We start from the raw sequence: 14,364 nt of genomic DNA, 5'->3' as shown, positions 1-14,364 counted from the left end.
GGTAAGCCCGAGGCCGAAGGGCCGCTCTTCGCCTATCGTGCGCTCGTGGTGGTGCAGGGACGCCAGGGGCTGTACTCGATGCCCTGTGCTGCTGCGGCGACTGCGGCGCGGGCTTGATGCCTTGCTCATCCAAGCACGATGGACAACCGATGGCAGTGACGCACGTGCAAGTCACTGGGCCACAAGGCCATTTGCGTGCGCTTCCGCAAAGAAGTTGGCGCGGATTTCGAGAGAAAAGAGGGCGAAAGAGAGTCGAACCGGGTGGGCCCTTCGCGACCTGGCGACGAAGGGCAGCACACGCAGAACGGGTCGCCGCCCCGCGTTGTTTCGCGGAACCTGAAAACGAAAACGCCCAACCGATAGAGGTTGGGCGTTGAAAAGTGGTGGGCCGTCAGGGAATCGAACCCTGGACACGCGGATTAAAAGTCCGCTGCTCTACCGACTGAGCTAACGGCCCCGAGGGGCGAGATTGGAAGCGTAGACCCGGCTTTTCGGCGGCAATCCGCTCAGCCACGAAGATATGGCGTCGGGTCCGGCACGCCCGCGTCGCGAAAGCCGTTCGCCCGCAGGCGACAGGCATCGCACCGGCCACAGGCCCGGCCGAGCGGGTCGGCATTATAGCAAGACACCGTGAGCCCATAATCGACACCCAGCGCCTGGCCGCGGCGAATGATGTCCGCCTTGGACAGGTTCAGCAGCGGCGCCATGATGCGCGGGGCGTGACCCTCCACGCCGGCCTTGGTGGCGATCTGCGCCAACGCCTGGAAGGCGTCGATGAATGCCGGCCGGCAATCGGGATACCCCGAGTAGTCCACTGCGTTGACGCCGACGAAAATCGCCGCCGCGTGCAGCACTTCGGCATAGCCGAGGGCGATGGCCAGAAACACCGTGTTGCGCGCCGGCACGTAGGTGATGGGGATACCGACACTCGGCGCCGCAGGCACGGCGATCGCAGCGTCGGTCAGCGCCGAGCCACCGATGGCGTCCAGGTTGACCGTGACGGTGCGCTGCGTAGCAGCGCCGCCGGCGGCGGCCACCCGCGCGGCGGCCGCCAGTTCGGCACCGTGTCGCTGGCCGTAATCGATACTCAGGGCGTGGCAGATATAGCCCTCGGCCCGCGCCATGGCCAGTACTGTGGCCGAGTCGAGCCCGCCGGACAGCAATACCACGGCCGCTTTGGGTGAACTCGCAGTGCTCATCGCCCTGGCGCCTCGCCCCACAAAATTTTGTGCAACTGCAGTTGCAGGCGGTACGGCACACGATCGGCCAACATCCACTCGGCGAGCATCGCGGGGTCGAGGCGCCCCCATACCGGCGAGAACAAAACGCTGGCCCGCTGGGCGATGTCGTGGCGCCGCGCGGTGTCCAGCGCCCACTCGTAGTCGGCCCGGTCGGCCAGCACGAACTTGACCTGATCCCCGGGCTGCAGCAGCGCGAGATTCGAGTACAGATTGCGCTCGCACTCGCCCGACGACGGCGTCTTCAGATCCAGTACCCGCACCACGCGACGATCGACCTGCGCCACGTCGAGCGCGCCGCTGGTCTCCAACGACACCGCGTAGCCGGCATCGCACAGCGCACGCAGCAGGTCGAGTGCGCCGACTTGCGCCAGCGGCTCGCCGCCGGTCACGGTGACGTGCTGGGTCTGGAACGCCCGCACGCGCTCGAGTATCTGGGGCACTTCCAGATAATGCCCGCCGCTGAACGCATAGGCGGTGTCGCAATAGCTACAGCGCAGCGGACACCCGGTCAGGCGCACGAACACCGTCGGCACGCCGGCGGTCAAGCCTTCACCCTGAATCGAATGAAAAATTTCGGTGATCTTCAACCGCACCGCCGCCGCAGCGGGCAATTGGCCGGCAACCCTGGACATCATCGAACGCGTCCGAAGGACGTTCAGACGCCCTCTTCCTTCATGCGGCTCAGGCGGTTCTCGGCCAGCCGCGCCGCCGGGCTGTTGGGCCAGGTCGCCTTCAGATTGGTCAGGGTCTGGCGCGCGGCCGGAAAGTCACGCCGCTCGTACTGGATGTAGCCGATCTTGAGCAACGCATCGGCGGCCTTGGGCGACTGCGGATAGTCGGACACGACGCGCTGGAATTCCGCCAAGGCGCGGTCGAACTGGCGCGTCACGTAGTACGCCTCGCCAATCCAGTACTGCGCGTTGGCCGCCAGGGAGCCGCCAGGATATTTCTGCAACTGCGCACGAAAGCCGGCGATGGCATCCTCGTAACGGCCGATGCGCAACAGGTCCGACGCGGCCCGGTAAGCGGCCTGCTCGCCGCCGGCGTCCGCCGCAGTGGCAGCCGGCGCCACAGCGGCAACCTGCGCCGGTGGCGCCGCCGGCTGCTGCGCAACTGGCGCCGCCGGTGCCTCGGGTGGTGCCGCCGGTGCCTCGGGGACCACTGCAGGCACCGGCCGCTCCACGGGGCCGGCGTCGGCGCTGACGGCGGGCGCAGCCGGCTCGGCGTTCGTCGGCGCGGGTGGGCTTGCGCCGGCCGCCGCGTCTGTCGGGCCGGCTGCCCGGCCCGCGCCGCCCTGCTCCAGGGCGCTCAGGCGGCTGTCGAGGTCGAGATAGAACTCGCGCTGGCGCTTTTGCAGTTCCTGAACCTGGTTGGCCGACTCTTCGACCATGCCACGCAGCTGGCGCAATTCCGCCTGCATCTGCTGCAGCTGCATGACCAACTGCGCCTGGCTCTGCCCGGAACCGGCCGAACCGATGGCCTGTTCGAGCGCGGTCAGGCGCTGGTCGAAGTCCTTGGCATTCGTCGCTGCCGACACCGGGCCGGCCAATGCCAGCGACAAGACGAGCACGCCGCAGCGGCGGCCGGATCGGAGCAGCATCAGCGCTTACCGGGCGGTGTAGACGATTTCGACGCGCCGGTTCTGCGACCAGCAACTCTCGTCGTGGCAATCGGCAGCCGGCTTTTCCTCGCCGTAGCTGACGGTAGTGATCTGGCTGACCGAGGCGCCCAACGCCACCAACAGGTCGCGGACGGCGTTCGCGCGACGCTCGCCCAGCGCGATGTTGTACTCACGCGAGCCGCGCTCGTCGGTGTGGCCTTCCAGCGTCACGGCGGCATTCGGGTTGCTGCGCAGGTAGCCGGCGTGAGCCTCCACCAAGCCGCGGTATTCCTCGGTCACGTCGTAGCGATCGAGGCCGAAGTAGATTTTGCGCTGCGACAAGGGGCTGCTTGGGTCATCCAGCGAACCCGCCCCGAAACCGCCGCCGGTCCCCGCACCGTAGGCGCCGTCCGCACCGGTGCCCGCGGTGCCTGCGCTGCCCACCGCGGCAGAACCTTCTGCACCGGCGCGCGTGGTGGCTTTCTTGCCGCAGCCGGCCACCGCCACGGCGGTGAGGGCAATCGCACACACAAACAACACCTTCTTCATCGACAGAAGCTCCTCGCGAACGGTGGGGCCAAAAAAAGAAACCTCAATTTCCATCCTTGGAATTGTTTAACAGGCCGTTGAAAAAGACCATCCTGCCCTTTTTCAACTCGGCTCGTCGCGGCACATGTCCGCAACGAGCCTCCCCCAAAGCAAGCGCTTGACGCGCTTGCTTTGGGGGCAAGCCATCGCTGGCTTGCCTTAACAGGCCGTTGAAAAAGATTTTTCAACGGCCTGATGAGCGCGCTGCCGCGTGGCTGATGCCTGCGCTGACTCGATGAATCAAAGGCTTACGCCCTCTATTCATGCCCCGGTATCCCGCCGCGGGCAGGCGGCGCCGAGTCAAAGGCGCTGCCCCGACACATCCAGGCGCCCTCAGGGCGCGGCGCCAAACGGTGACCAACCCGGCTCTCGCACCTTGGCTTGGGAAACACCCAAGCGCTGGCGAACGGCGCCATCGATCGAGACGGTGGCAAGCGCCTCGGCGCCGCCAGATTTTGTAGTATAGATGATGACTTGCCCATTCGGCGCGAAGCAGGGCGACTCGTCCAGCGGCCCATCGGTCAGGACGTCCAGGCGACGACTGGCCAAATCGAACACGGCAATCCGGTAGCCGCGCCCGGCGGCCCCGTGCACCACGGCGATCTTGCGCCCATCCGGCGACACCGCCGGCCGGGCGTTGTAGACCCCCTCGAAGGTGACACGCTCTTCCGGCCCACCGCTGGCGGGTACGCGATAGATCTGCGGCCCGCCGCTGCGATCGGAGGTGAAATAAATGTAGCGGCCGTCCGGCGACCAGGTCGGCTCGGTATCGATGGCGAAGTGCTGGGTGATGCGCCGTGGCGGGCCGCCGGCGAGGTTCATGACGTAGATGTCGGGATTGCCGTCCTTGGACAGCACCAGCGCAATCTGGCTGCCGTCCGGCGAGAACGCCGGCGCCCCATTGAGCCCGGGAAACGAGGACACCAGCTGGCGCACACCGGTGGCGACATCCTGTCGGAAAATGGCGGCACGCCGGTTAGCGTAGGTGGCATAGGCGAGGTAGCGCCCGTCCGCCGACCAACTGGGCGACAAGATCGGCTCCTGCGATCGCAGTATGGTCACCGGGTTGTGGCCATCGGCGTCGGCGACCTGCAGTTCGTAGTTATCGCCAACCTGCGTGACATAGGTCACGCGCGTGCTGAACACGCCCCGCACACCGGTGATCGCCTCGTAGATGAGGTCGGCGATGTGATGCGCCAGGCGCCGCTTGCTGGCCGCCGGCACGCCCGGAAAGCGGGCACCGGTCATCCGCTGCCCGGTGGCGACGTTGAACAGCTCGAACTCGGCGGTAAAACGGCCATCCGGCTGCGGCAACAGCCTGCCGATGGCCAGGTACTGCGCCATCACCAGCTGGAAGTCGCGGAAATTGACCTGCGCGGCCTCGCTCGGCCGCGACAGCATTTGCTCGTCGGGAATCACGCGAAACTGCCCGGACCGCGCCAGATCGGCGCCGATCACGGCGTGAATGGCATCGGCTCCGCCGTCGTTGGCGTACGGAACGACGGCGATCGGGATCACCTGCGCCGCGCCCTGGGTGATCTCGATGCGCAGCTCGGCACGGGCCGCGCCGGCCAGCGCCAACATCAGCAGGCCGAGCAGCCAGCGATCAACCCGCATCCGCCTTGAACTCGAAAACGAAATTCCGGAATTTTTCATTGAACAGCCTGATGTCGGTTGGAACTTTCAAGGGCGAGGCCGCCATCACCGCCTCCTGCACCGACTCGACGAAGGCCGGATCGCCGCCACAAGCCAGGGCCTGGGCATCGATGACTTCACCGCTGGGCAGCAGTTTCACACGCAGCTCGCATTTCAAGCCTGGCGGCCAGTTCAAAGGTTTGCGCCAACGCGCCTCGACTTGGCGACGGATCGCCTCCGCGTACACGGCGGCGGCGTCGCTGTCGGCGGCTGCTCTGGCCACTGCCGCCTGTGCCGCCGCCTTGTCCGTTGCCGCTTTCTCGGCAGCCGCCTTTTCTGCGGCCGCTTTGTTGGCCGCAGCCTTCGCAGCGGCTGCCTTTTCTGCAGCGGCCTTTTCTGCCGCGGCCTTGTCAGCCGCAGCCTTCTGCGCCGCAGCTTTCTCGGCGGCGGCTTTCTGCGCCGCGGCTTTTTGCGCGGCGGCCTGCTCGGCGAGCTTCTGCGCCGCCGCCTTGTCGGCCGCGAGCTTGGCCGCAGCGGCTTTCTCGGCAGCGGCCTTTTGCTCGGCGGCCTTCTGCGCCGCCGCCTGGGCGGCCAGCTCCTGCTGACGCTTGGCTTCAGCCGCCGCCCGTTCGGCGGCCGCTTTTTCCGCCTGGGCAGCGGCGGCCTTTTCGGCGGCGGCGCGCGCTTCCGCCTCGGCTTGCTGCTTGGCCTTGGCCGCCTGCTCGGCCGCTTGTCGCTCGCGCTCGGCCTGCAAGGCGGCCTGCTTGGCGGCCTCCTCGGCCTGCCGACGCTGCTCGGCGGCCGCCTGCGCCTGCTGCTGCTCCAGTTCGCGCTGACGGCGCAGCTCGTCCAGGCGCTCTTGTTCGGCGGCGGCCTGCCGGGCGCGCTCCTGCTCGGCGCGTTGCCGCGCTTGCTCGGCCGCCTCCATCTGCTGGCGCGCGGCGTCGAGTGCCGCCGGGTCGATGACCTCGGCCTCGATGGGTTGCCCGGCGGGCGGCGCCGGCTTTTCCTTCCACCAATCGAAGCCGACCGTCAGCAGCGCGATCAGCGCCACATGCAGGACGATGGCCCACAGCAGCGGCCCCGACATGCCGGGCCGCGGGGACCGGCGTTTTTTCAAGCGATCAGTCGGCAACCTTGGTCACCAATCCAACCTTGGGCGCGCCGGCCTGCTTCAGCAGGCTCATCGCATCGATGACCGCCTGATAGGGCACGTCCTTGTCGCCGCGCACCACCACCGGCGCATTCGGCGTGCGCTCCAGCGCCACCCGCGTCAGGGCCATGATGTGCGCCGGATCCTCGGGCTTGTCCTTCTCGCTGCGGTAGTTCTGGGCGTCGAAATAGAGCTTGCCGTCGCGGTCGACGGTGACCGTGATGGGCGTCTGCTGTTTTTGTTCGACCGCCTGTCCCTTGGCCTGCGGCAGGTCGACTTCGACGCCCTGTTCGAGCAGCGGCGTGGTGATCATGAAGATGATCAGCAGCACCAGCATGACGTCGATGTACGGCACGACGTTGATTTCGGCCACCACGCGGCCGCGCCGGCGCCGGCCCTGCACCTGCGCCATGACTCAGCCCGCCGTCACGTTGCTGCGGCCCTGGCCGGCGCGAAACGCATGCGCCTGGCGCTGCAGAAGGCTCATGAAATCCTCGATGAAGGCCTCGTACTGGCCGGCGCGGTGATCGACCACCGCCGCGAATCGGTTGTAGGCGATCACTGCCGGGATGGCAGCGAACAGGCCCATGGCGGTGGCGACCAGGGCCTCGGAGATGGCCGGCGCGACCAGCGCCAGCGTCGGCTGGCCGGTGGTGCCGAGCGACTGGAAGGCGCTCATGATGCCCCAGACGGTGCCGAACAGGCCGATGTACGGACTGATGGAGCCGATGGTGGCCAGGTACGGCAGCTGATCGTCGAGCGCCTCCATTTCGCGTGCCAAACCGGCGCGCATGCCGCGCTGGGCAGAGTCGAGCGCGGCCTCGATCGGCAGGTGCTTTTGCTCGTAAAGGTGGCGAAACTCGCGGTAACCGCCGATGAACACGCCCTCCACACTGCCCGGCGGGTAGACGCTGCCGACCGCCGCCCGGTACAGCTCCTCCATGTCCTGCCCGGACCAGAAACGGCGCTCGAACGCCTCGATGGCCGTCGCCACCTGCGCGAACGCGCGCCGCTTGCGCAACATGATGGCCCAGGAGAACACCGAGGCCCCAAGCAGAATGATCATCACGGCCTTGACGACCGGACCCGCCCCCATGACCAGGTGGGCGATGGATAACTCGTTGGCCAAACGCTGCTCCGCGGAGGATGGACGGAAGGGGAATGAGTGCCGCCGCTTGGTGAGACCGTTGCTGCGGCGCAGAATTTTAGCAGCGGCGGCGTTGCGCCCAGAACCGCGCCGTCAGTCGCCGAACAGATCCGCCGCCGGGGCGTCGGGCGCCAGTTTGGGCGTGAGCCCGAGGTACAGGCTGGCCGCCTCGGTGGCCACGCGCCCGCGCGGCGTGCGCATCAGCAGTCCCTGCTGGATGAGGTAGGGCTCGATCACGTCCTCGATGGTGTCGCGCGTCTCGCCGATGGCGGCGGCCAGATTGTCGACGCCCACCGGACCGCCGCCGAACTTCTGCAGCACCGCCGCCAGCAGACGCCGGTCGTTGCCATCCAGGCCCTGGCGGTCCACGTCCAGCATGGCCAGCGCCGCGTCCGCCACCTCGCGCGTGACCGCGCCGTCGGCGCGCATCTGCGCGTAGTCGCGCGCGCGGCGCAGCAGGCGGTTGGCGATACGCGGCGTGCCGCGCGAGCGGCGGGCGAGTTCCTGCGCGCCACCCTGGTCCAGCTCGAAACCCAACAGGCGCGCGGCGCGCTGCACGATCAACGTCAGCTCGTCCACGCTGTAGAACTCGAGCCGCGCCACGATGCCGAAGCGGTCGCGCAGCGGCGAGGTGAGCAAGCCGGCGCGCGTGGTGGCGCCGACCAGGGTGAACGGCGGCAGGTCGAGCTTGATCGAGCGCGCCGCCGGCCCCTCGCCGATGACGATGTCGAGCTGGAAATCCTCGAGCGCCGGGTACAGCACTTCCTCCACCGTGGCGCTCAGGCGGTGGATCTCGTCCACGAACAGCACGTCGTTGGGGGCAAGGTTGGTCAGAATGGCTGCCAGGTCCCCCGGCCGCTCCAGCACCGGCCCGGACGTGGTGCGCAGCCCGACGCCGAGCTCGTGGGCGATGATGTGGGCGAGGGTGGTCTTGCCCAAGCCCGGCGGGCCGTACAGCAGCACGTGATCCATCGCCTCGCCCCGCTCGCGGGCGGCGCCGATGAAGATATCGAGCTGTTCGCGGATGGCGCGCTGGCCGACGTAGTCGGCCAAGCGGCCCGGCCGGATGCCGCGCTCGACGTGCACTTCATCCGGCGCCGCCGGCTGTGGCTTCAGGATGCCGTCGCGTTCGATGGCCATGGGCTAGTTCCGCATCAGGCGCTTGAGCGCCGCCCGAATCAGGTCTTCGCTGCTGGCGTCGGCGGGCAGGTCGCGCAGCGCGGCGCGCACTTCGGCCGGCTTGTAGCCCAGGGCTTCGAGCGCGGCCGCGGCATCGCCCGCGGCATCGGCCCGCGGCGACGCCACGGTTACCGACGCCGCCACCATGCGCCCCAGCGGCTCGCGCAGCTCCAGGATCAGCCGCTCGGCAGTCTTGCGGCCGATGCCCGGGATACGCACCAGGCGCGCCGGGTCGGCATCGGCAATGATCGCCGCCAGCTCGTCCACCGACACGCCCGACAGGATGACCAGCGCCAGCTTGGCGCCGACACCGCTCACCTTCAGTAGCTGACGAAACAGGGCCCGCTCGGCCTCGGTGCCGAAGCCGTACAACAGCTGCGCGTCCTCGCGCACCAAAAGGTGTGTGTGCAGCACCACCGGCGCGCCCACCGCCGGCAGGTTGTAAAAGGTGCTCAGCGGCGCTTCGAGCTCGTAACCCACGCCGCCCACGTCCACCAGCAGCGCCGGCGGCGCTTTGACCAGCAGCGTGCCGGCCAGGCGCCCGATCATGCGCCGGCCCGTCCGGCAGTGGCGGCCGCCGTGGCCATGTGGTGGGCATGGCACAGCGCACCGGCCAGGGCGTCCGCCGCATCCGCTCGCGGCAGCACGGCCAACCCCAGCAGGCGGCCGACCATGAATTCGATCTGCGCCTTGCTGGCGCGACCGTTGCCGACCACGGACAGCTTGATCTCGGCCGGTGTGTACTCGGCCACCGACACGCCCGCCACCGCCGCCGCCACGATGGCAGCGCCGCGCGCCTGACCGAGCTTCAGCGCCGAGGCGGCATTGCGATGCATGAACACGTTCTCGATCGCCACCGCGGTGGGCTGAAACTCGGCGATCAGCTCGCGCACGCCGCCGAAGATGCAGGCCAGGCGCGCGTCGAGCGGACCCGGATCGACACGGATGATGCCGCTTTCGACGTACCGCGCCCCGCCGGGGCGCGCATCGATGAGCCCGAAACCGGTCAGGCGCGAGCCAGGATCGATGCCGAGTATGCGCGCCACGCGACCGGCGTCAGGACAGCGCCGCCAGCGCCTCGTCCGAGAACTCGGCGTTCGAGTGCACCCGCTGCACGTCGTCGAGGTCCTCGAGCGCGTCGAGCAGTTTGATGACGGCCAGCGTCTGCTCGGCATCCAGCTGCACGGTGGTGCTCGGCCGCTCGGCGAGTTCCGCCGACAGGGGCGTCACCCCCAGCGCCAGCAGCGCCTCGCGCACCTCGTGCAGGCGCTCGGGCGCAGTCAGCAGCTCGATGCCGCCGTCCTGTACCACCACGTCGTCGGCACCCGCTTCGAGCGCCAGCTCGTAGGCGCGATCTTCGCTCACGCTGGCCGGCAGCACGATGCTGCCGCGCGCCTCGAACAGATACGCCACCGAGCCGTCGGTGCCGAGGTTGCCGCCGCGCTTGGAGAACAGGTGCCGCACCTCGCCCACGGTGCGATTGCGGTTGTCGGTGAGGCAGTCGACCATGATGGCCACACCACCGGGCCCGTAGCCCTCGTAGCGCACGGCCTCGTAGTTGTCACCGTCGGCCGCGCCGCCACCGCGCTTGACGGCGCGGTCGATGGTGTCGCGCGTCATGTTGGCGGCCAGCGCCTTGTCGATGGCGGTGCGCAGGCGCGGGTTCGACGCCGGGTCCGCGCCACCGGTACGCGCGGCCGTGGTCAACTCGCGGATCAGCTTGGTGAACAGCTTGCCGCGCTTGGCGTCCTGGGCGGACTTGCGGTGCTGGATGTTAGCCCATTTGGAATGACCGGCCATGAGAGTAACGTTTTATGGTCAGTGAGTTGCGTGCTTTTTGACGACCGTCCGGATGGCCAGCTCGCGCAGCTGCGCCTCGTCCACCGGGGACGGTGCGTCGGTCAGCGGGCAGTGCGCCCGCTGCGTCTTGGGGAAGGCGATCACGTCGCGGATGGAGCCGGCACCGGCCATCAACATCACCAGACGGTCGATGCCAAACGCCATGCCGCCGTGTGGCGGCGCGCCGTAGCCCAGCGCCTCGAGCAGGAAGCCGAACTTGGCGCGGGCCTCTTCCTCGTCGATTCCGAGCAGGCCGAACACCGCCTGCTGCATGTCCGGCCGGTGAATGCGGATGGACCCACCGCCGATTTCGGAGCCGTTCAGCACCATGTCGTAGGCACGCGACAGACACCGGCCCGGATCGTCGAGCATGGCGTCGACGTCCGGCACCTGCGGGGCGGTGAACGGATGGTGCAGCGCCTGCCAGCGGCCGCTGTCGGGATCGCGCTCGAACATCGGGAAATCGACCACCCACAGCGGCTTCCAGCCGCCTTCGAGCAGACCCAGATCGTCCGCCAGCTTGCCGCGCAGATGGCTCATGTAGCCGTTGACGGTACTCGCCTTGTCGGCACCGAAGAACACCACGTCGCCCACGCTGGCGCCGACGCGCTCGAGAATGGCGGCGACCGTCTCACCGTCCAGGAACTTCACGATCGGCGACTGCCACTCGACACCGCCGTCGGCGCCCTCGGCCAGACGAATGTAGGCCAGACCCTTGGCGCCGAACTGCTTGACGAACTCGACGTAGTTGTCGAGCTCACGCCGGCTCAGGCTAGCGCCCCCGCCCGGCACGCACAATGCTGCTACGCGGCCCTCGGGGTCGTTGGCCGGCCCCGCGAACACCTTGAAGGCGGTCTCGCGCAGCAGGTCCGAGACTTCGACCAGTTCCAGTGGGTTGCGCAGGTCGGGTCGGTCGATACCGAAGCGTGACATGGCCTCGGCGTAGCTCATGCGCGGCAACGGATTCGGCAGCTCGACGCCCAGCACGTCGGCGAACAGGCCGCGGATCATCGCCTCCATGATGGCCATGAACGCGTTCTCGTCCAGGAATGAGGCCTCGATGTCGAGCTGCGTGAACTCCGGCTGACGGTCGGCGCGCAGGTCTTCGTCGCGAAAACAGCGCGCCACCTGGAAATAACGATCCAGGCCGCCCATCATCAAAATCTGCTTGAACAGCTGCGGCGACTGCGGCAGGGCGAAGAAGCTGCCTGGGTGCACGCGCGACGGCACCAGGTAGTCGCGCGCGCCCTCGGGCGTGGCGCGGGTGAGGATGGGCGTTTCCACCTCGACGAAGCCCTCGGCCTCGAGATAGCGGCGCAGCCAGCCGGTGACCTTCGAGCGCAGGCGCAGACGTTCCTGCATCTGCGGGCGGCGCAGGTCGAGGTAGCGGTAGCGCAGGCGCTTGTCCTCGCCGACATCGTCCTCGTCGAGCTGAAACGGCGGCGTGTGGGCGGCATTCAGTACCTCGATGGCACTCGCCAACACCTCCACCTTGCCGCTGTGCATGGCGGCGTTCTCGGTGCCCGCCGGGCGAGCGCGCACGGTGCCGGTGATCTTCAGCACGTATTCCGAGCGTACCTGCTCGGCGGTGCGAAAAGCGACCTCGGTGTCCGGGTCGACGACCACCTGCACCAGGCCTTCGCGGTCGCGCAGGTCGATGAAAATCACCCCGCCGTGATCGCGCCGGCGGTGTACCCAGCCGCACAGGGTGACGCTCTGCCCCAGGGCCGCCTCGTCGACCAGCCCGCAATAAACGCTACGCACTATCGGCTCCGATGCTTGATGGACAGGGGCGTCACAGCGCCCACCGAAAACGCAAAAAGCGCCAGGCGGACGGAGCGGGCCCCGCCTGCCTGGCGCTGCAGGATACCGCCTCAGCCGGCGGCCGCAGTCGCCGCCCCGGCGCTGCCGGCACAAGCGTCGCCAGAACACGCGCCGGAGGACGAATCGCCCTGCGCAGGGCAGTCCGCGCCACCGGCGGCTTTTTTGGAACCACCGCGAAAATCGGTCACATACCAGCCGCTGCCCTTGAGCTGAAAACCGGCCGCCGATACCTTCTTCTGAAAGGCATCAGCCTGACATTCCGGGCACGTCGTCAACGGTGCGTCGCTGACCTTCTGCATCACTTCCCGCTGCGCGCCACAGGCGCGGCAGGCGTACTCGTAAATCGGCATGAACCACAACCCTCCAGCCTTTCCTCAAGCGGCGTGGGCCTTGAGGTATTCCTCGACAAACATCAGCCGGTCGTTTCCCCACCAGATCTGGTCGTCGACCATCATGATCGGCACCCCGTACACGCCCCGGGCGTGCGCCGCGACCCGCGATGCCTCGTACGCCTTTTCGCCCTCGCGCGAGGACACGTAGGCCATGAAGGCATCCTCGTCCAGGCCCACGGTCCGGGCCAGTCTGCGCAGCACGGCATCGTCATTCGGATCGACGCCCTCGGCCCAGACCAGGCGAAATGCCTCGTCTACATATTGGCGCGCCTTGCCGTTTTCAATGGCGAAAAACGTGCCGATGTTCATCCGCCAGGCGTTCAGCCCCTTCGGGAACGTGAACGGCACGCCGTAATGCTCGGCCCAGCGGTGCAAATCCTGCATCAGCGCCTTGATCTTGGCCGGCACCTGGCGGTTGGACGGGCCGTAGTTACCGGCCGCCAGCTTGGCGGTCGGGATGTCGATCGGATGATAGGCGAGCCGGTAACCGTACTTGGCCGCCAGGTCCGGCAACTTGATGTTGCACAGGTACGTGAACGGGCTCGTGAAATCAATGTAGAAATCGAGCACTTTTTCTGCCATGACGAAATCCCCCATGTCGTGCCCCGAGAAACCGCTGATTTATTCAGCGATTCCGTCCGGGGCGGGATGCCACGCCCCGAATCAAGGACTTGAGTCACTGATTCATGGCGTGCCGCGCGGCCGCGAGCCAAAAACCTCCTGCGTGGGGGTCTTCAGCTCCACCTCAAGCCACCCAGCCCATCGCCTGCCGGTAATACTCCCAAAAACCGATGATGCTGCCCTCGGTGACCAGGTGCTCGGCGTCCTTGGCCTGCTCGCCGCCCATGGCGATGTACGAGCATTTGTCCTGGTCGCGCACGATCGAGCGATGCACGATCTCCACCGCCTCGCCATCTTCCATGGAGATGAGGCCGGCCGGGCCGATCAGGTTACCCTGCTTGTTGCGGATGGCGTCCATCTGCGCATCATCGTCGGCGTAGCCAAACTGGGTCCAGACCAGCTCGAACTTGTCCACCCCGCGCGGGATGATCTGCCGCACCGCCAGCGTGTTGGCGATCTGCTGCACCACCAGGTTCGGGAACACCGCCAGGATCACCAGCGTGATGCCGTCGTCGAACTCCGGTCGACCGGCCAGCACCGACGGATCGGCCAGCGTGAACTCAGAGTTGAAGGTGCGCGTGTCCTTGTAGTCGTCGAGCTGTCCCTCGTCGGTGCCACGCATGGCGGTAAGCATCGAGTGCCGACGCCGAGCATCCATCACGCTGACGCCCTTCTGGCTCGACCGGTACAGCCCGAAGGTGCAGTGGAACAGGTGCAGCAGACTGGCGTGGTACGGGTCGCGCGTATTTTCGGCGTACAGCTTCCAATTGCCGGCCACGTACTGGCGCTGGTCACCCAGCACCTTGATCGGCCGGCGCATGATGCGGTCGATGGCCTGGCGCGGCATCGGCCCCAAATAGTCCTGCAGTGACTCGACCGTGTCCGAGAAAGTCGCGAACACCAGCCCGGCATGGGCGTCGACACGCAGCTTCTGCAGGCCGTGCTGCTTCATGTCGAAGTCGGCCGGCATGCCGCCTTGACCGTTCAGGCCACGCCGGAAAGGCACGCCGATCAGGTTGCCCTTCAGGTCGTAGGCCCACTGGTGGTAGACGCACAGGTGGTTTTGCACATTGCCGCGCAGCTCGCGGCAAATGGCGGCACCACGGTGCGCGCAGCGGTTGACGTAGGCGTAGATGGAGCCGTCC

At 67.6% G+C, this 14,364-nt stretch carries 16 protein-coding genes and 1 tRNA gene; all 17 read right to left on the bottom strand.

The genetic code is table 11. From position 1 onward, the window contains the following. Positions 1–381: 381 nt before the first annotated feature. A tRNA-Lys gene (locus PHC73_RS04920) sits at positions 382–457 on the bottom strand. Positions 458–506: 49 nt separating this feature from the next. After that, positions 507–1,199 carry a 7-cyano-7-deazaguanine synthase QueC gene (queC, locus tag PHC73_RS04915; RefSeq protein WP_300125159.1) on the bottom strand — a complete coding sequence of 231 codons (693 nt, stop codon included), beginning with the start codon at positions 1,197–1,199 and terminating at the stop codon, positions 507–509. Further along, entirely contained in the window at positions 1,196–1,873 is a 678-nt protein-coding gene (queE, locus tag PHC73_RS04910; RefSeq protein WP_300125157.1) for a 7-carboxy-7-deazaguanine synthase QueE, read from the bottom strand. The genes queC and queE overlap by 4 nt, the downstream gene beginning before the upstream one ends. Before the next feature lie 23 nt (positions 1,874–1,896). Then, entirely contained in the window at positions 1,897–2,841 is a 945-nt protein-coding gene (gene ybgF, locus PHC73_RS04905) for a tol-pal system protein YbgF (RefSeq protein ID WP_300125155.1), read from the bottom strand. Between the two features lie 6 nt (positions 2,842–2,847). Beyond that, complete coding sequence (gene pal / locus PHC73_RS04900) at positions 2,848–3,390, bottom strand: peptidoglycan-associated lipoprotein Pal (RefSeq protein ID WP_300125152.1); 543 nt, start codon at positions 3,388–3,390, stop codon at positions 2,848–2,850. 372 nt (positions 3,391–3,762) lie between these two features. Beyond that, positions 3,763–5,046: a Tol-Pal system beta propeller repeat protein TolB gene (gene tolB / locus PHC73_RS04895; RefSeq protein WP_300125150.1), complete on the bottom strand. Its 1,284-nt coding sequence runs from the start codon at positions 5,044–5,046 to the stop codon at positions 3,763–3,765. Beyond that, complete coding sequence (gene tolA, locus PHC73_RS04890; RefSeq protein ID WP_300125147.1) at positions 5,036–6,154, bottom strand: cell envelope integrity protein TolA; 1,119 nt, start codon at positions 6,152–6,154, stop codon at positions 5,036–5,038. The genes tolB and tolA overlap by 11 nt, the downstream gene beginning before the upstream one ends. 34 nt (positions 6,155–6,188) lie before the next feature. Then, the gene (tolR, locus tag PHC73_RS04885) at positions 6,189–6,629 is read right to left on the bottom strand and encodes a protein TolR (RefSeq protein ID WP_300125145.1); all 441 of its coding nucleotides are present in this window, start codon (positions 6,627–6,629) and stop codon (positions 6,189–6,191) included. A 3-nt stretch (positions 6,630–6,632) separates the two neighbouring features. Further along, a complete protein-coding gene (tolQ, locus tag PHC73_RS04880) occupies positions 6,633–7,346 on the bottom strand; it encodes a protein TolQ (RefSeq protein WP_300125143.1) in 714 nt (237 codons plus the stop codon). Between the two features lie 111 nt (positions 7,347–7,457). Then, a complete protein-coding gene (gene ruvB, locus PHC73_RS04875; RefSeq protein WP_300125142.1) occupies positions 7,458–8,504 on the bottom strand; it encodes a Holliday junction branch migration DNA helicase RuvB in 1,047 nt (348 codons plus the stop codon). 3 nt (positions 8,505–8,507) lie between these two features. Beyond that, entirely contained in the window at positions 8,508–9,092 is a 585-nt protein-coding gene (gene ruvA / locus PHC73_RS04870) for a Holliday junction branch migration protein RuvA (protein WP_300125140.1), read from the bottom strand. Next, the gene (ruvC, locus tag PHC73_RS04865) at positions 9,089–9,589 is read right to left on the bottom strand and encodes a crossover junction endodeoxyribonuclease RuvC (protein ID WP_300125139.1); all 501 of its coding nucleotides are present in this window, start codon (positions 9,587–9,589) and stop codon (positions 9,089–9,091) included. Before ruvC ends, ruvA begins: the two co-directional genes overlap by 4 nt. Before the next feature lie 10 nt (positions 9,590–9,599). Beyond that, the gene (locus PHC73_RS04860) at positions 9,600–10,343 is read right to left on the bottom strand and encodes a YebC/PmpR family DNA-binding transcriptional regulator (RefSeq protein ID WP_300125138.1); all 744 of its coding nucleotides are present in this window, start codon (positions 10,341–10,343) and stop codon (positions 9,600–9,602) included. A gap of 18 nt (positions 10,344–10,361) precedes the next feature. Continuing rightward, the gene (gene aspS, locus PHC73_RS04855; protein WP_300125136.1) at positions 10,362–12,146 is read right to left on the bottom strand and encodes an aspartate--tRNA ligase; all 1,785 of its coding nucleotides are present in this window, start codon (positions 12,144–12,146) and stop codon (positions 10,362–10,364) included. 110 nt (positions 12,147–12,256) lie between these two features. Continuing rightward, complete coding sequence (locus PHC73_RS04850; protein WP_300125134.1) at positions 12,257–12,556, bottom strand: FmdB family zinc ribbon protein; 300 nt, start codon at positions 12,554–12,556, stop codon at positions 12,257–12,259. Positions 12,557–12,580: 24 nt separating this feature from the next. Beyond that, complete coding sequence (locus PHC73_RS04845; RefSeq protein WP_300125132.1) at positions 12,581–13,195, bottom strand: 2-hydroxychromene-2-carboxylate isomerase; 615 nt, start codon at positions 13,193–13,195, stop codon at positions 12,581–12,583. Between the two features lie 148 nt (positions 13,196–13,343). Next, positions 13,344–14,364 (bottom strand): aromatic ring-hydroxylating dioxygenase subunit alpha (locus PHC73_RS04840; protein ID WP_300125129.1); only part of this gene is annotated, 1,021 nt, incomplete at its 5' end.

The sequence above is a fragment of the Immundisolibacter sp. genome, from assembly GCF_028696615.1.
Lineage (GTDB): Bacteria > Pseudomonadota > Gammaproteobacteria > Immundisolibacterales > Immundisolibacteraceae > Immundisolibacter.
This window is presented reverse-complemented; position numbering and strand designations above follow the sequence as displayed.